The organism is Streptomyces sp. NPDC057617 (assembly GCF_042800555.1).
Lineage (GTDB): Bacteria > Actinomycetota > Actinomycetes > Streptomycetales > Streptomycetaceae > Streptomyces.
In genome coordinates this window covers 22,960-38,493 of the sequence record NZ_JBHVGV010000012.1, presented here as the reverse complement: position 1 = coordinate 38,493, position 15,534 = coordinate 22,960, and the positions used below count along the sequence as shown (strand labels likewise).

The 15,534-nt window shown below is 68.7% G+C and carries 14 protein-coding genes and 4 pseudogenes; 9 read left to right on the top strand and 9 right to left on the bottom strand.

Translation table 11 applies throughout. The features are described from left to right. Positions 1-158: 158 nt before the first annotated feature. From ACFU9P_RS27050 to ACFU9P_RS27025, 6 genes and pseudogenes are all read right to left on the bottom strand, one after another. Positions 159-559: pseudogene (locus ACFU9P_RS27050) on the bottom strand (RacP protein); the annotation flags it as partial. 3 nt (positions 560-562) lie between these two features. Then, the gene (locus ACFU9P_RS27045) at positions 563-1,138 is read right to left on the bottom strand and encodes a DUF6192 family protein (protein ID WP_384085830.1); all 576 of its coding nucleotides are present in this window, start codon (positions 1,136-1,138) and stop codon (positions 563-565) included. Continuing rightward, positions 1,124-1,374: pseudogene (locus ACFU9P_RS27040) on the bottom strand (DUF6192 family protein); the annotation flags it as partial. The gene ACFU9P_RS27045 and the pseudogene ACFU9P_RS27040, both read right to left, overlap by 15 nt. 1,310 nt (positions 1,375-2,684) lie before the next feature. After that, positions 2,685-3,092 carry an SSI family serine proteinase inhibitor gene (locus ACFU9P_RS27035; RefSeq protein ID WP_384085529.1) on the bottom strand — a complete coding sequence of 136 codons (408 nt, stop codon included), beginning with the start codon at positions 3,090-3,092 and terminating at the stop codon, positions 2,685-2,687. Positions 3,093-3,771: 679 nt separating this feature from the next. Beyond that, positions 3,772-4,377 (bottom strand): class I SAM-dependent methyltransferase, encoded by a 606-nt coding sequence (locus ACFU9P_RS27030; protein ID WP_384085526.1) that lies wholly within the window; start codon positions 4,375-4,377, stop codon positions 3,772-3,774. Positions 4,378-4,545: 168 nt separating this feature from the next. Then, a pseudogene (locus tag ACFU9P_RS27025) lies at positions 4,546-5,062 on the bottom strand (hypothetical protein). Positions 5,063-5,364: 302 nt separating this feature from the next. Between ACFU9P_RS27025 and ACFU9P_RS27020 the strand changes: the two are divergent. After that, positions 5,365-6,087, top strand: a complete 723-nt coding sequence (locus ACFU9P_RS27020) for a dienelactone hydrolase family protein (protein WP_384085523.1) — start codon at positions 5,365-5,367, stop codon at positions 6,085-6,087. 256 nt (positions 6,088-6,343) lie between these two features. Here ACFU9P_RS27020 and ACFU9P_RS27015 read toward each other — a convergent pair whose 3' ends face one another. Continuing rightward, positions 6,344-6,550, bottom strand: a complete 207-nt coding sequence (locus ACFU9P_RS27015; RefSeq protein ID WP_384085521.1) for a hypothetical protein — start codon at positions 6,548-6,550, stop codon at positions 6,344-6,346. Between the two features lie 146 nt (positions 6,551-6,696). On the opposite strand from ACFU9P_RS27015, the gene ACFU9P_RS27010 reads away from it, so the two are divergent. The 4 genes from ACFU9P_RS27010 to ACFU9P_RS26995 all read left to right on the top strand — a co-directional run bounded on the left by ACFU9P_RS27010 (position 6,697) and on the right by ACFU9P_RS26995 (position 10,275). Next, positions 6,697-7,104 (top strand): YciI family protein, encoded by a 408-nt coding sequence (locus tag ACFU9P_RS27010; RefSeq protein WP_376384396.1) that lies wholly within the window; start codon positions 6,697-6,699, stop codon positions 7,102-7,104. Positions 7,105-7,112: 8 nt separating this feature from the next. Further along, the gene (locus ACFU9P_RS27005) at positions 7,113-8,258 is read left to right on the top strand and encodes an RNA polymerase sigma factor (protein WP_384085827.1); all 1,146 of its coding nucleotides are present in this window, start codon (positions 7,113-7,115) and stop codon (positions 8,256-8,258) included. Between the two features lie 280 nt (positions 8,259-8,538). Then, positions 8,539-8,934: a hypothetical protein gene (locus tag ACFU9P_RS27000; protein WP_384085518.1), complete on the top strand. Its 396-nt coding sequence runs from the start codon at positions 8,539-8,541 to the stop codon at positions 8,932-8,934. A gap of 153 nt (positions 8,935-9,087) precedes the next feature. Beyond that, on the top strand, positions 9,088-10,275 hold the full coding sequence (locus tag ACFU9P_RS26995; RefSeq protein WP_384085515.1) for a cytochrome P450: 1,188 nt from the start codon (positions 9,088-9,090) through the stop codon (positions 10,273-10,275). 225 nt (positions 10,276-10,500) lie between these two features. Here ACFU9P_RS26995 and ACFU9P_RS26990 read toward each other — a convergent pair whose 3' ends face one another. After that, complete coding sequence (locus ACFU9P_RS26990; protein ID WP_384085512.1) at positions 10,501-11,304, bottom strand: SDR family NAD(P)-dependent oxidoreductase; 804 nt, start codon at positions 11,302-11,304, stop codon at positions 10,501-10,503. Between the two features lie 182 nt (positions 11,305-11,486). On the opposite strand from ACFU9P_RS26990, the gene ACFU9P_RS26985 reads away from it, so the two are divergent. Then, positions 11,487-12,290 (top strand): HEAT repeat domain-containing protein, encoded by an 804-nt coding sequence (locus tag ACFU9P_RS26985; RefSeq protein WP_384085508.1) that lies wholly within the window; start codon positions 11,487-11,489, stop codon positions 12,288-12,290. A gap of 343 nt (positions 12,291-12,633) precedes the next feature. Here ACFU9P_RS26985 and ACFU9P_RS26980 read toward each other — a convergent pair whose 3' ends face one another. Next, positions 12,634-13,506: a helix-turn-helix transcriptional regulator gene (locus ACFU9P_RS26980; protein WP_376384382.1), complete on the bottom strand. Its 873-nt coding sequence runs from the start codon at positions 13,504-13,506 to the stop codon at positions 12,634-12,636. A gap of 193 nt (positions 13,507-13,699) precedes the next feature. Here ACFU9P_RS26980 and ACFU9P_RS26975 point away from each other — a divergent pair, with 193 nt between their 5' ends. The 3 genes and pseudogenes from ACFU9P_RS26975 to ACFU9P_RS26965 form a co-directional block, all read left to right on the top strand. Next, complete coding sequence (locus ACFU9P_RS26975; RefSeq protein WP_384085504.1) at positions 13,700-14,476, top strand: SDR family oxidoreductase; 777 nt, start codon at positions 13,700-13,702, stop codon at positions 14,474-14,476. 165 nt (positions 14,477-14,641) lie between these two features. Next, entirely contained in the window at positions 14,642-15,037 is a 396-nt protein-coding gene (locus tag ACFU9P_RS26970) for a carboxylesterase family protein (RefSeq protein ID WP_384085824.1), read from the top strand. 39 nt (positions 15,038-15,076) lie between these two features. Further along, positions 15,077-15,505: pseudogene (locus ACFU9P_RS26965) on the top strand (CHAT domain-containing protein); the annotation flags it as partial. Positions 15,506-15,534 lie beyond the last annotated feature (29 nt).

Below are 15,534 nucleotides of genomic sequence, written 5' to 3'. Positions count from 1 at the left end.
GGGGGGGTGGTGTGCCCGGAGCCCCGTTTTTTGGGGGGGGGGGGGGGGGGGGGGGGGTGTTTGGGACGAAGATTTCCCTCTCCCCCCCGGGCTTCTGTCTCCCCCACCCACAACGCCCCCTGTGACCACCGGTCAGGCGTCGATGTAGTCGGCGATGAGTCGAGCGTGGACTCGACGGAGCTGAGCTGGGTGTTCAGGTGTTTGATCCACCTGCCCTTCGGTTGGAGGGTGGCGTGCGGGACGACGACGCCGGTGATGAACCGGCGGATCTCGGTGAGCTTCGCGCGGATGACCGCGACCTCGTATGCCTGGAGCTCGGTGGTGTCGGAGCAGAACTTGTAACCGTCCGTCCGGGTCCAGATCAGGGGGGCCAGCCCTGCTCGGCGATGATGTCGCGAAGGCAGGCCAGCCCGGATCGGGCCTGGCGAGGGGAGAGTTCGCTGGATCTGACGAGCTGGGCGAAGGTAAGGCCGGCGGGGCGGGCCTCGAAGAGCACGAACCGGATGCTGTCGGCGTGGCGCTGGGCGGCCAGGGATCTGTGTGGGGAAGCACGGGGCATCGGCTATTCACCTTGCAGCAGGCGGGCCAGCTCGCCGTCGACGTCGACCTTGCCGGTGTCGACCACGGTCTCGATCCAGTCCAGCGTCGCGCGGACCCGGGCGACGTTCTCATGGATCGCGACGCGTTCGTCCTCCCCGAACTGGCGGTCGCGCATGCCGGGGACGACCCGGCCCGCAGCCGCGACGAACGCGTGGCAGGCGGTGACCAGGTCGAGGAACTCGACCGAGCGGTCGATGTTGCGGACGGACTCGGCCGCAGGGCTGGTGTCCTCGAAGTGCTCGTGGGCCTGCCGGGCGCGCTCGACCTGGGCGTGGTTGACCTGGTGGCGGGCGGTGTCGTCCGACATCGCCTTGAAGGCGACATCAGGGCGACGCAGCAGGCCGGTGGTGACCTCCGCCGCGACGTGCTCGTCACGGGTGAGCTCCTTGACCACCCGGACCCGTTCCTCCTGCTTGACCTGCGCGACCACCGCCGGGCGCCGCAGCAGGTCCCCGGTCACCGTCGCGGCGACGTCCTCGTCGCGGGTCAGTTCTTCGACGGACCGGACCTTGTCCTCCTGCTTGACCTGGGCGACCACGGTCGGGCGCCGCAGCAGGTCCCCGGCGACGGTGGCGGCGACCGCCTCGTCCTTGGCCAGGGTGTGGATCGCGCTGATCTTCTCCTGCTGTGTGACGGGCTTGACGACCCGGCGGCCCGCCGGTTCGCCTCGTCCGGGGGCCACCGGGTCTTGCCCGGCGGCGGCGTGAGGATCGTGGCGAACCGTTCTTCCTCGTCCGCGATGCCGGCCAGGATGCGGTGGACCGTGAATGACACCCCGGTGACCCGGCGGTCCTTCGGCCACCTCGACGCCGTCCACCAGTTGTCGCTCAGTGACTTGTAGGCGACGCCGATGTCCTCGGCGAGACGGAACAGCGAGTCCTTGACGTGAACAACCCGTCGCTTCGCTCCTGGCCGCCGGACTCGCGCATCGGCTTGACCTCAAGGGCGTAGTTGCCGATGGTGAACTGGATGCGGCTTCGGTTTCCACCAGTTTCCGCAGTTCAGCCACAATCTCCGCATAACGGGCCGGGCTGACGTTGCCGACCTTGTCGGCCGTCGTGATCTCTTCGGGCACGGCCTTCACCACCCACCTGCGGACCCGGGCACGCCCCCTCGGCCGCAGCAAGACCCGGCCCGCATCTGCAATCGAGCGTCGGACCGGAATCCCTAAGATCACAACGAATGACCGCAATTGACCGGTTGATGAACGAAGTTGGGTTCAGGGTGCGTTCGCGTTGCGGTCACCGTGACCGTTCCGCAAACGATTACTTCCGCCCCCGCCAGGCCCTCGTGACGCACCGCCGCGAGCAGTAGACCGCGTTCGAACGACGGTCCACCCCGGCCACCCAAGTGGCTCCGCACTCCGGGCATCCAGCCCGGCCGGCCCCACTCAACTCCGCGGTCACACGCTTCCTCAACCGCTGGTCCCGACGCCACTGCCTGCAACGACACGTCGCCGAGCAGAACCTCGCACGAGCTGGAACCTCCGAGGACAACCGCGAACCGCAGCCCTCACAGAACTGCCTCCCGACCTCCCCGACGCCCTCGGACATCCAGTCAGCCTAGGAGGCAAAGCTACCCAAATCCGAGGTTCAGACACAGGCACTGAGGCGGAATCGCCACTTGATGTATCGCCACCGGATGAGCCGCCGGCACACGAGAACGGGCTGCGCGTGCCGGCCCACCAGCCGTCACCGTCACCTTTGCTCTGTGCAGGGCCGCTGTCCGGACTCCGCGGTGCGTGAGGGCGTGCAGCGTTCGGACCGGGCCCCGGCGTAGCGGAGTGCCTGCGATGTGGCTGCGTCCGCGTTCGCGGGGGCCGCTTCATGTGATGCGGAAGGCCTGGACCTCGGGCGCGTGCAGGACGCACGATGACTGGACCCACGCTTCCGAATTCCGGGTTCCCTGCGTCCGGTTCGGCGACGGCAGGACCGTGTGCGTCCCCCGGAGTACGGCACCGACTTCACCGGAACGCTGACCGGGATTCGCAAACGGCCCTTTGGCCCAGCCGGGCGGTTTTCCGGAACTGCTGAAGCGGGTCATGGTGGCGCTGCGGCAGCGAAAGTGAAAGGCCGTACGGCTTCTCAGAATCTGAAGACATAGTCGCTGCCGACCCCGGCGTGGCAATTGTTGGTGTAGGTCTTGGTGAAGTTCACCGCCAGCAACTCCCAGTTGCCGGTGACGGTGACCGTGACCGGCGCGTAGTTGCCGGGACAGGCAACGCCCGGCGCTCTCGGCAGGAGGTCGAGTCGGCCTTTGACGGCGGTGAGTTTGGTGCAGGCGTCCTCGGGTGTGGGGTGAGTACCTCCTGTGGGATCACACTGGAGTGTCACTTGTTGGTTCACGCTGCCGGACTTGGTCATGGTCAGATGTGACATTGCAGTGACCGTCTGCGGAGCCGCGGTGGCCTCCGGGACCGGAACGACGGAAGCGGCTGCTCCGGCGGTCACGGCAGTCACAGCCGCCAGCAGAATTCCGAGTTTCTTTTTCACTTCGTTTCCTCTCCTTGTCCGACCTGGATGTCGTGCCCTGATTCGGCGGCCCCGCCGGGTTCCCCGGCTGACGCACGCCGTCATGACACGGCAGGCGCCGTGCAAACGGCCGCGATTCGCTGAATCGTGTTCACGGCGCACGAGTCTGGTGGTGGACTGATTGCTTCAGGAGGGGTTTTTCAGCCGATGCGGCAGTTGAGGGAAACGTGCGCGGAATGGTCAGCACGCATTTTGGGACGCCTTGCCGACACGCCCGCGGCTATCTGGCGTCAAACAGGTTCTATGACATCCGGCGGTACCGGGCTGACGCGTGTGTTTGCGGGTTGAAGGGTTTCGGGCGGAGATCCGCTCCGAGGACGATCGGGCGGCTGCACCGTAATTCCTTTCACTTCACTGCTGGCGCCGGGCCCACACCGCCGAACGTGACGTCTCCTGCGGCCAGCTCGCATCTACGCCGACGTGCCAACCGCGTACGACCTGGTGCAACCGCGCGACCACGACCACCTCGATCACGCCCTGGGCGAACCGGACATGCGTCCTCCAAGCTGCCGCCTTCCCGCTGACAACCCCTCATGCCACCAGTACGGCCGCACGGACGACAGCAACTCCCCGCAGGCCGGAGCCGCCGCCTCCGTGCGTACACGGGGTTGTGGCGGAAACAGACCTGCGGGGATCGGCCTCAGCGGCGGTGGACGCTTACGGCATAGCCGCCGCCGTCGTACGTGTCGGCGTCCCATGTGGCGAAGCGGTCGACAAGGGTGAGGCCAGCTGCGGCGCAATGGGCGTCGTACTCCGGCAGGGTGATGCTGGGTGGTACGGGCAGATGCGCCTCGTCCAGGCCGAAGCCGGCGACGAGCAGGCCGCCCGGGCGCAGGGTCGCGGCCAGGTGGCTGACTGCCGCGGCCTCGGTGCCGGCGGCGAGAAGTGGGAAGATGTTGCCAGCGGCGACCACGAGATCGAAGTCCGCGGCGATATCGACTGCGGCCGGGTCGAACTCCGCCAGGTCGGCCCGGACCCAGCACAGCCCCGGGGCCTCCCTACGTGCCACCGCCAGCATGGACTCATCAAGATCCACCCCGACACAGTCGTACCCGAGCGCCGCGAGCCGGATCATGACCCGCCCGGTGCCGCACCCCGCGTCCAGCACCCGCGCCCCGGCCGGCACAAGCGCGGCACAGAACCGTGCCTCACCGTGCGTGTCCATACCGCTGTCGGCCAGGGCCGCGAACCGCGCGGCGTACTCCTCCCCGGACGTCCCGTCGGTCAGCTCTGCCCAGCGACTCATGACGGCAAGTCTACGAGGCCTGTGGCGGATCAAGCGCTGAGTTCGGCGGACAACTCTGTATCCCGGGCCGGGCCGGGCCTGGCGGGGTGGGCCATCAAGGTTCGAGCGTGGCCACCGATGCCGTTACGGCTTCGCGTGCGACACCGGAGCGAGGTGTGATGCGGCGACTTACTGATCGCTTCGGAGTGTGGTGCGTAGTCGCCTCAAGTAGATGATGGAGCAGGCGAGTTCGGGGAGGCCCTCGTGGAGCCAGGCGAAACGCCGCTCCACCACCCAACGGGTCTTGCTCAGGCCGGAGCCGTGTGGGGCACCCCGGCGGGCGATCTTCGGGGTGATCCCGCAACCGCGGCGGAGCCGTCGGTACTTGTCGAAGTCGTAGCTGCGGTCGGCGAACGGCCACTTGGGTCGTTTGGGTCGTTGTCGGGGACCCCCGCCTCGGCCGCGGATGCGGGGAATGACGTCGAGCAGGGGGATGCGAGCCGTCGTCGGCGCGGTTGTCCATCTCCAGTAGGCCGGCGGCCCGCAGCCCGGCGAACAGGGCGGCGTGCGGCCGGGGCCAGATCCCGGCTTAGGTCCGGTCCCGCAGGTGGCGCCAGGCCGTGACGCCGGAGCAACCCGCCACCGCTGTGGCAGCAGGGGGGGCCACGCGGGTCCCCAGGTCATCGGCCACAAGATCACCGTTCATGGCCGGAAGCGTGCCGGAAGGCCCCCACTCGGGAAGCTGCGTTCACGTCACAGGCCCGAAGCCCTTGACTGCACGGCCTTGGCCTTGAGGCGAGTGGCTCCGTGGCATCCGGTCACGGAGCCTCCGCGAAAACCCGTTGGCGGACCACGGCGACCACTGCTAGCTTTCCGGAGGCCGTGCGAGAGAACGAGGAGGTGGTACCCGTGAACGCAGTATCGACATGGGTGCTCCCCTCCGGGGTCACGGTCGGGCGATAGGTCGTCCGGGAGCGCCGTTCAAGCGCACTCCCGAAAGGCACGACCATGCAATTCAGTTCCGAACAGCGCCTCGATGACGGCGTCCTCGAACGCGAATTCACCCTCGGCGAGATCCCCGGCACCCTGTGGACGCCTGAGTCCGCCGCATCGGCCCCACTGGTCCTGATGGCCCACAACAACGGCCTGCCCAAGGCGGAACCCCGGCTGGTGGCCCGGGCCCGGTACACCGCGGCGCGCGGCTACGCGGTGGTCTCCATCGACGCCGCCGGGTGCGGTGACCGGCCCCGTTCCGCCGCCGACGAACAGGCCCGCGCCGACCTCCGCCGGGCGATGCAGGCTGGCGAGCCGGTCGACGAGATCTTCGAGTCCCTCGTCGGCCCGCTGGTCGAAACCGCGGTCCCGGAATGGCGGACCACCCTGGACGCCCTCCTTCAGCTGCCCGAGATCGGCGGCCCGGTCGGATACTCGGGGTGGATGGCCCTCGGCATCCGGCTGGCGGTGGCCGAGCCGCGCATCGCGGCCGCAGGCTTCTTCGCCGGGGGGTACGTGCCCCGCGCCCAGCGCGAGGAGGCCCGGCAGATCACCGTTCCGCTGCTGCTCCTGCTGCAGTGGGACGACGAAGGGAATCCTCGCCAGCGGGCCCTGGACCTGTTCGACGCCTTCGGCAGCAAGGAGAAGACGCTGCACGCCAATCCGGGCGGACACACCGGCACCCCGTGGTTCGAGCTGGAGGACGGGAACCGGTTCTTGGACCGACACCTGAAGTAAGGCCGGGCCGTCAGGCCGGCAGCAGACACTAGGCGGTGCCGGCCAGGATGCCGTCATCGAGGACAGGCCCCGGCCCACCTCGATGGCGGCAGCCGGCAGACGCACAACCGCCCCGATCACGGCGGTACCGGCCATCGACGGTACCGGCCGGTCGGGGCGGCGCTCGGCCACCAGCGCCTCCATGTTGAGAGCGAAGAGTTCACACAGGTACTTCAGCGCCTTGATACCTGACCACGGCTTTCGCAGCCGAACAATCTCATTCTGAAACGATCAGTTGGCTGAAGTCGCCGGGCCCCACCGCATCAGGGTCGGGCCCGCCGCGTACCCCGGTGTCGATCGCGTCGATCGTCGCGACCTCGTCAGCCGTGAGGGCGAAGTCGAAGACGTACCGCCGGGTCCAGCCCCCTCGCTCCGTCTCGCCCTCGCGCCACGCCGTGGACCCGGACACCGCGAGCCGGCTCACCCGGGCTCATCCACGAGAGCCCAAAACCAGGCTCATCCACGAGAGCCCAAAAAAAATCGGACGGCGATGTCGAGAAACCGGGTCCGGCTCCGTCCCAGGGGTGAAGGCGACCACAATGGGTCGCACGAGCACTGAGGAGAACCACGATGGCCAAGTACCTGCTGCTCAAGCACTACCGCGGCGCCCCGGCTTCGGTCAACGACGTGCCGATGGACCGGTGGAGCCCGGAGGAGATCTCGGCGCATGTGCAGTACATGAACGACTTCGCGGCCCGGCTGGAGAAGACCGGAGAGTTCGTCGGCAGCCAGGCGCTCGCCCCCGAGGGAGAATGGGTCCGCTACGACGGCGAGGGGCGTCCGCCGGTCACCGACGGACCGTTCGCGGAGACCAAGGACCTCATCGCCGGCTGGATGATCATCGACGTCGACAGCCATGAACGGGCCGTAGAACTGGCCGGTGAGCTGTCGGCCGCCCCCGGGGCAGGCGGCGAGCCCATCCACGAGTGGCTGGAGCTTCGCCCGTTCCTGGGCGTGCATCCCACCGTCACGGAGTGACCTCCGCAGTGAACGAGGTCCTGCTGAGGAGCCTCACGCCGAGTGTGCTCACCGTCCTCGTCCGCCGCGGAGCCGACTTCGCGGCGGCCGAGGACGCCGTGCAGGACGCTCTGGTCGAGGCGCTCCGGGTCTGGGCGGCCGGCCCGCCGCGGGATGCCAAGGGCTGGCTGGTCACCGTGGCCTGGCGCAAGTTCCTCGACGCGGCGCGTGCCGACGCCACCCGCCGCCGGCGTGAGGACCGCGTCGAGGAGGAGCCGGCGCCCGGGCCGGCGCCCGCGGTGGACGACACGCTCCAGCTCTACTTCCTGTGCGCCCACCCCTCGCTGACCCCGGCATCGGCGGTCGCGCTCACGCTGCGCGCCGTCGGCGGGCTGACCACCCGCCAGATCGCCCAAGCCTATTTGGTGCCCGAGGCGACCATGGCGCAGCGCATCAGCCGGGCCAAGCGCACCGTCTCCGGCGTGCGCTTCGACCGGCCCGGCGACGTCGCCACCGTGCTGCGCGTTCTCTACCTCGTCTTCAACGAGGGCTACTCCGGCGACGTCGACCTCGCCGCCGAGGCCATCCGGCTCACCCGGCAGCTCGCGGCCCAGGTCGACCACCCCGAGGTGGCCGGGCTGCTCGCCCTCATGCTGCTGCACCACGCCCGGCGTGCCGCCCGGACCGCGTCCGACGGCAGCCTGGTGCCGCTCGCCGAGCAGGACCGCGGCCGGTGGGACACCGCGTTGATCGCCGAGGGCATCGGGATCCTCCAGGCGGCCCTCGCCCGCGACCGGCTGGGCGAGTTCCAGGCTCAGGCCGCCATCGCGGCACTCCACGCCGACGCACCCACTGCCGAGGAGACCGACTGGGTGCAGATCGTCGAGTGGTACGACGAGCTCACGCGCCTGACCGACAGCCCGGTCGTCCGGCTCAACCGCGCGGTGGCCGTCGGGGAGGCCGACGGACCGCGCGCCGGCCTGGCGGCGCTCGCGGCGCTGGACGCCTCTCTGCCCCGCCACACCGCGGTGGCGGCGTACCTCCACGAGCGCGACGGCGACCTGGCGACGGCGGCACGGCTGTACGCCGAAGCGGCCCACAAGGCACCCAACCTCGCCGAACGCGACCACCTGACGCGCCAGGCCGCCCGGCTCAACACCCGCCGATGCCGCTGACAGGCCGCGCTCACAATTTCCGCAGCACCCGGCGCGGCACCCTGGCCGGCACAGTCGCCTCACAGCGAGCAGGCGGGGCACCCCGTCTCGCCGCCCGAGGATCATCAGCTCTGTCTTGGGACCCTGATCGAAAATTAGCCATTTGTCCGCGGTGGCTGAAAATCCGGCTGATATGCCCTTATCGTAGTTGAGTTCGCGCGATGGGCTCACCGGTACATCAAATTCTTCGATTGCGTGGACTGGATCAGCCACGCGAAATGCAGGCGAATGCGGGGGGCGCATGGCTGACGATGAAAAGCTGACGACTCTACGTCTGGTGGGCTCGTGGTCCTTGGACGCTCTTGAGGTGTCCGGAGCCGCCGGCGTGATGCGAACCGAATTTCCCGGCGTGCTGGGGCTCCTTACTTATACCGACAGTGGTCATATGTCTGCCCTTGTGCAGGCCCCGGAAAGTCTGTTCGGCTGGTCGTTCGTAGCCTACGGCGGGCGTTTCACCATCAAGGGCCGGGAGATCACCCACCACGTCATGGTCGGCATGGAGCCGACCGTTCCAGGGGTTTCGGTCATCCGTGAGGCGTCGCTCATTCGGTCGGCAGCCGCGGAACTACTGAAGATCAGCGGCAGAATCGGCCAAACCGATACCACCCTGGTCTGGCGCAAGAATCCTCCTGCGTAAACGGACGCGCCTGTAAATACCCTGGAAATACCCTCGCTCATGTCGGCACGGCAGCGTACTGCCTCGACGGGCAAGTTTCCCGGGAAGACACGTGAGCCCCTCCCCGCCGTACCCCTTCCGTAGCGCCGAACCCATCAAAAGGATGCCTTCCTGATGTATGACCTGCTGACACCTGAATTCCGTGAGGATCCTTATCCGACGCTCAGACGGATGCGCCAGTCGGATCCCGTCCACTTCAGCCCTCAGCTCAACGCATGGCTGGTCACCCGCTACGACGACGTCGTCACCGGTCTCGCCCACCCCGCTATTTCGGCGGACCGCATTACTCCTCGGATCAACCAGTTTCCCGAAAATTCCCGGGCCCAGTTCGAGTCCCTGGCGGCGATGCTGGGGGCGTGGCCCCTGATGGCCGACCCTCCGCGTCACGCCTCCGTACGCAAGCCCGTGACCAGCGCGCTTCACCAGCGGATCATCAGGTCGTTTCGCCCTCTGGTGACCAGGACGGTTCAGGAGATCCTCGACGGTGCTCTCAGGGACGGCACGATGGACGCGGTCGACCAGTTAGCCGTCCCGGTGCCGCTCCTCGTGGTGTCCGAGATCATCGGCGTTCCGCGTGACGGTCTTGACCTCCTGAAGCGTTGCGCCGTGGATATCGTGGCCTTCTTCGGTACCCCTCCCGCCACTTATCTTCCCACTGCTGCCGAAGCTCTTCGCAGTATCAGCCAGGCGAATGAATTCCTGAAGGAAATCATAGAGCGGCGCCGTCGTGACCCCCGCAACGACATGATCAGCACATTGCTCGCTGATCCCTCCGCCACCACGGAAAAGGTGGCGGCGACATGCATGATGATGGTGTTTGCCGGATTTGAGACGACGACCAACCTGCTGGGCAACGGACTGCTTCTCCTGATGCGCCACCCTGATCAGCGAAACGTCCTGCGCGAACAACCGGATCTGATACCTGCTGCTGTAGAAGAGATGCTGCGCATCGAAAGTCCCGTCCAGCGGCTTTCGCGCATGGCAACGACGGACCTGGAACTGAACGGAAAACATATCCGCGCAGGAGACCTGGTCTTCTTCCTGACCGGCGCGGCCAACCATGATCCCGATATTTTCCCCGACCCGGAAAAATTCGACATCCACAGGAACCCGACTTCCCACCTGGCGTTCGGCGACTGGATACACGCCTGTCCCGGAGCGAATCTCGCACGCCTGGAGGCGGAGATCGTATTCAGTGAACTCCTGAAAAGAACATCCTCGTTCACTCGCCAGAAGGAGGAGACCTGGCACGACAACCTCTCCGTCCGGGCGCTGAAAGAACTGCCGCTGAAATTATCCTGAGCGCGGCGCGCGCCGTTGAGCGAGAGGCCCGCACCCCGGCCCGGGGTGCGGGCTTTGCTGTTCCGCGGTCAGCGCCTCGGCGCCGGAGGAGAGATCGGTGAGCATCGTGCGCGTACGACGCTGTGCGTACGCGACTCGCACGATGTAGGCGAGTCTGTTGTTCAGCCCTGGCCTGGTCGCCCGGTTCGGGCACCACAGGGTCATGCTCACCGCCGGAGCGCCGGCTCAGGCTGCCTGCATGCCGCCGTCGACCGGGAGGACCGTTCCGGTTACGTAGGAGGCGCGGTCGCTGAGGAGCCAGGCGGCGGCCTGGGCGATCTCCTCAGGGTCGGCCGCGCGACGCAACGGGGTGTGGGCGTTGAGTTGGTCGACGATGCCGGGTGAGCTGTCGTTCCAGGCGCGTATCATTTCGGTCAGCGTGGTGCCGGGGGCGATGGCGTTGACGCGGATGCCTTCCGGGCCGTACGTGACTGCCGCCGACTCGGTCAGGCTGTTGACCGCCCGCTTCATCGCCCCGTAGGCAGGCAGTATGGGGTTGCCCCCGAGGCTGCCCACGGATGAGTTGTTGACGATGGCACCCGTGCCGGCGGTGGACCGGATGGCGGCGACCTCGGCGGCCATGGCCGCCCAGGTGCCTCTGAGGTTCACGGCGTATACCTGGTCGAAGTCGGACTCCTGCACCTGATCCATCGGGCCGGGTGGCAGGTTGGTCGCGCCGTTGTTGAAGGCGATGTCGAGTCTGCCGTACAGGGCCACGGTGCGGTCGACAGCGGCACGGACACTGACGCTGTCGGCCAGGTCGCACACCGCGTAGTCCGCAGTGCCGCCTGCCGCCCGGACTTCCTCGGTGACCGCTTTGAGTTCTGCTTCCGTCCGGGCCGCGAGCAGCACCCGGGCGCCCTCCCGGGCGAACAGCCTCGCCGCGGCGGCGCCGATACCGCGACCGGCACCGGTGATGAAGGCGACCTTGCCGGCCAGCAGGCCCAGGGCGGCGGTGGTGGATGTGTCGGTGGTCTGTGTGATGTCCATGGCAGCGAGCCTGCCGTCCGGCAGCGGAGCCGATCCAGGTGATAACAGGGCATTGTCTGTGGTCCGACTTCAGACGGGTCCACCCGCCGACATGTTCAACTACGCCTTCACACAGCGACGTTGGACACCCTCGGCCCATGTGCGCAGCCGACCGTGGAATCGATCACCTAGCATCCCAGGACATGGCGATGTTCGTGCACTTGACCTCAGCAGCGAACGCTCCACGCGTCCGACGGTCCGGGATCCGGGCTGCCGGACACGGGCAGGGCAGTGTGCGCGGAGTCTACTGTTTCCCGGTGCTGCCGTTGCACACCCTCACCCACCAATGGCTGCGTGAGCTGGCCCGTTTCGGTAGCCGAGGTGGGCTCGTGGCCGTTCACGTACGGCTGGACGACGCTCAGCACGTGCTGGTCGGACGCTATACCGACCGGGCGCGGAACGCCCAGGCCACCGTTTCCGCGTCAGAGGCGGTACGGCGGATCTCGGCTCTGGAGGATCCGCGTGGGTGGGAAGTGTTCGTACCCCGGGCGATCCGGCCGCGTGAAGTGCACCGGGTCCGCGCCGCTCCGCAAGTGGCGGGCTGGCGGTACCTGCCGGACGCGCACGGTGTGCGCCCCTGTACTTGTTTCGGGTGCCGGGTGCGCGGCGGGTTCGGGGCGCGGCGTCTGCGTGAGCGGTTGCCGCATCCGCTCGATGGTCCGCCGCCACCCGCCAGGGTGCTGCTCGCCCGTGTCGCAGCAGCTGGTGACCCCGGTGACCCAGCCGCGCTGCGGGAGGCACTGCACTGGTTCGGAATGCGTCGACGGGGCCCGCTCGCCCAGGTGAGCCGCCTCGCCGCCCACCCCGACCCCGGGGTGCGGGAGGAACTGGTGTGGGCGGTCGCCCGCTGGTCCACCCCTGGGGTCCCCGAGCTGCTGGACACCCTCGCCGGTGACCCGCACCCTGACGTCCGGGAGGCAGCGGAGGCGGCCCGCGCATCGCGGTGACCACCGACCCCTTGCCATCGGTCGTCCAGGCGGAGTCGGCCGGGCCGCGCGAGCCTTGGCAGACCGTTCGGGTGTCAGCGGTCCATTCGACACTGGAGCGAACATGAACGCCGCAGCCGGACTGCTAACGGATTGCGATGGCCGGTCTCGGGATGACCGTCGCGTCGCTTGGGTGGTCGGCCGCGTCGGCAAGGACCCTGGGCACGGAGCATCGGGCGCCGCGGACAGCCGTCCGTCTTCGAAGCCATGATGCTCGCAGGCGTCGAGTGCAACGCTGTGCAGCAGTGGTCGGTGCCGGGGGCAGGCCGGCCAAGTGGGCGTGGCGGTTGGATTCGGGGTTCGGTCACCGGAGGTCCGACGGCAGGGCGGGTGTGTTGTGCTGGGCGGCGGTCCAGCTGCTGAGGAGTTGGAGGGCCTCGGCGGTGGGAGATCCGGGTTCGACGTTGTAGACGCACATGGTCTGGTCGGTGTCACCGGGCGCCTGGAAGGACTCGTAGGCGAAGTGCAGGTCGCCGACGAGCGGATGGTGATAGTGCTTGGTGCCGTGGGTGCGGCGCAGCACGCGGTGGTCGTTCCACCAGGTGCTGAACTCCCGTGAGTGGAGGGTGAGTTCGCCGACGAGATCGGCGAGTTGCCGGTCGTGGGGGTAGCGGCCGGCTTCGAGGCGCAGTATGGCGACGGTCTCGGCAGCGATCCGGTCCCAGTCGCCGACCCGTTCGCGGGCCGCCGGGTCCAGCAGGTAGTAGCGGGCGAGGTTGCGGCGGGTTACGGGGAGAGCGTCGAAGTCGGTCAGGATCGCGCGGGCGAGGCGGTTGGAGGCCAGGACATCGGTGCGTCGCCCGAGGATGAACGCGGGCACGTGATCGAGGGTGTGGAGCATGAGGTGCAGGCCGGGGCGGACCCGCTGCGGGCTGCTGGGGGCGCGGCGCCCCGGGGTGGGGCGTGCCAGGAGGTCTACGAGGTGTTCGCGTTCCGCCGCATCGAGCCTGAGCGCTTGAGCGAGGGCTTCGACAACCTCGGGGGACGGGTTTCCCCCACGGCCCTGTTCGAGTCGCGTGTAGTACTCGGTGCTGACTCCGGCCAGACGGGCGACCTCGTCACGGCGCAGCCCCGGCACCCGGCGCGCACGCCCGTCGGCGGGCAGTCCTGCCTGGTCCGGAGTGATCCCGGCACGGCGTGTGCGCAGGAAGTCGGCCAGCTCGCTGCTGCGGTCCATGCACCCAGTCTGAGCGTGCCGCACACGCCGTGCCCGGCGCTGGGTGGCCCTGTCGGTACCTGTTTCCTGAGTACCTGCCCGTGCAGGGCCCGCTCGGAGCGGATGTACGGGGGTGTTGCAGTGGTGTGCTGGATGCGGGGCCGGTGAGAACCGGTTCCGGGTCCCCTCCGTTCTCTCCTGGAAGAGGTACACCATGTCGACGGAATCTGCTGCCAAGCCTCTGACCGGCCGGGTCGCTGTGGTCACCGGCGCGTCGAGCGGTATCGGTGAGGCGTCGGCCGAGCACCTGGCGGAGCTGGGCGCCACCGTGGTGGTGCTGGCACGGCGCGCGGACCGGCTGGACGACCTGGTCGCCCGGATCGAGAAGGCCGGTGGCACCGCGGTGGCCATCGCCGCAGACGTGACGGCTGCTGGCGCGGTGCAGGCGGCGGCCGACCGCGTGATGGCCGAGCTGGGCGGCGCGGATCTGCTGTTCAACAACGCGGGCGTCATGCTGCCCGCCCCGATCGAGGAACGGTCCGCAGACCAGTGGCAGCACCAGATCGACCTCAATGTCACCGGGCTGATGAACGCCATCGGCGCGTTCACACCCCAGCTGGTGAAGGCCGCGGCCGAGCGCGGGGTGGCCGACCTGATCAACACCTCGTCGATCGCGGCACAGAACATCTTCCCGAACTTCGCGGTCTACTCCGCCACCAAGGCCTACGTCACCCACCTCTCCCGCCACTTGCGCGTCGAGCTGGGTGCGAAGAACGTACGTGTGTCCGCGATCGAGCCGGGCATTGTCGGCACCGAGCTCCAGAGCCACGTCACCGACGACGGCGCGCTTCAGTGGCTGGAAGGCTCAAAAGAAACGATGGAGTGGCTCACGCCCCAGGACATCGCGCAGACCATCGGGTTCATCGCCGGCCTGCCGCCACGGGTGAACCTTCAGCAGGTCACGATCATGCCCACCAGTCAGCCCAGCTGACCGTTGACCGCCGGGCCTCGCCTGCTCCCGGGGCGGGTCGGCCGCAACGTGTCCCGCAGATGTCGAGTGCAACGAGCGCGCTGGTCCCGATGGTGCGGTGGCGTCGCGCCTTGCCGGGGGAGTCACCTCACCGTGCGTGATCTGCCCGAGAGGAAGCAGCGGTGACTGTCACCGCGTCCGGGCCGTCCGGGTCCGGGCCCGAAGTCCGTACGGGGGGCGGGAGGCGGGGCGGCCGTCTTCCGCGGCATCCCGTTCGCCGAGCCGCCGGTCGGTGCACTCCGTTTCGCCGCACCTCGGCCGGTGCGGCGTTGGGACGGCGTGCGGCCGGCAGTGCCGTACGGCCCGCCTCCTCCGCAGTCGAGCGTGTCCGGTGTGGACGCGCCGGCACGGGTGACGGCGGGTGACGGCGGGTTGACAGTCAACGTCTGGTCACCTGAGCCGGCAGCGGGGGCGGGTCTCCCCGTGGTCGTGTGGACACCCGGTGTCGGCTACGTGATCGGCGCGTCCATCTCCCGGAGTTCGACGCCCCCCACTTGGCCCGGGGCGGCGTCATTGTGGTGACGCCCAACTACCGGCTCGGCGTCGAGGGTTTCGCATCGATTGAGGGCGCGGCTGCCACCCGGGGGCCAAGCCCTGCGCACCACCTCCGACCGGAAGGTCCCCAGCGCAAGGCGGCCGGCTGCCCAGGACCGACTCAGCCAGACCCTGGCCGAACTGTGGACCGACGCCGTCCTCCCCGTCCTGAAGGCACTGGGCCTGCACTCCCCGCCCCCTCCCGGCAGCCCCCTGCCCCGTGTGTGGTGGGCGCCCGGCGGACTGCTCGGCATGCTGCCCCTGCACGCCGCCGGCACACCGGGCGGGGAGAGCCTGCTGGACCACGCCGTGCCCTCGTACGTCCCCACCATCCGGGCGTTGCGCCACGCCCGCAGCAGGAGCGGCCCCCGCTCACCCCACCCGGCGCTGTTCGTGTCCATGCCCGTCACCCCGGGGCCCCGGGAACTGCGCGACCTGCGCCACGCGGTCACCGAGACCGCCGCTGTGCGCCGGCACCTGCCCGA

Bases quoted from the DNA above. Each gene is read 5' to 3' on its own strand.
- ACFU9P_RS27030 (WP_384085526.1), bottom strand. From the start codon at position 4,377: ATGAGTCGCTGGGCAGAGCTGACCGACGGGACGTCCGGGGAGGAGTAC.
- ACFU9P_RS26995 (WP_384085515.1), top strand. From the start codon at position 9,088: ATGTATGACCTGCTGACACCTGAATTCCGTGAGGATCCTTATCCGACG.
- ACFU9P_RS27010 (WP_376384396.1), top strand. From the start codon at position 6,697: ATGGCCAAGTACCTGCTGCTCAAGCACTACCGCGGCGCCCCGGCTTCG.
- ACFU9P_RS26990 (WP_384085512.1), bottom strand. From the start codon at position 11,304: ATGGACATCACACAGACCACCGACACATCCACCACCGCCGCCCTGGGC.
- ACFU9P_RS27020 (WP_384085523.1), top strand. From the start codon at position 5,365: ATGCAATTCAGTTCCGAACAGCGCCTCGATGACGGCGTCCTCGAACGC.
- ACFU9P_RS26980 (WP_376384382.1), bottom strand. From the start codon at position 13,506: ATGGACCGCAGCAGCGAGCTGGCCGACTTCCTGCGCACACGCCGTGCC.
- ACFU9P_RS26985 (WP_384085508.1), top strand. From the start codon at position 11,487: ATGGCGATGTTCGTGCACTTGACCTCAGCAGCGAACGCTCCACGCGTC.
- ACFU9P_RS27000 (WP_384085518.1), top strand. From the start codon at position 8,539: ATGGCTGACGATGAAAAGCTGACGACTCTACGTCTGGTGGGCTCGTGG.
- ACFU9P_RS26975 (WP_384085504.1), top strand. From the start codon at position 13,700: ATGTCGACGGAATCTGCTGCCAAGCCTCTGACCGGCCGGGTCGCTGTG.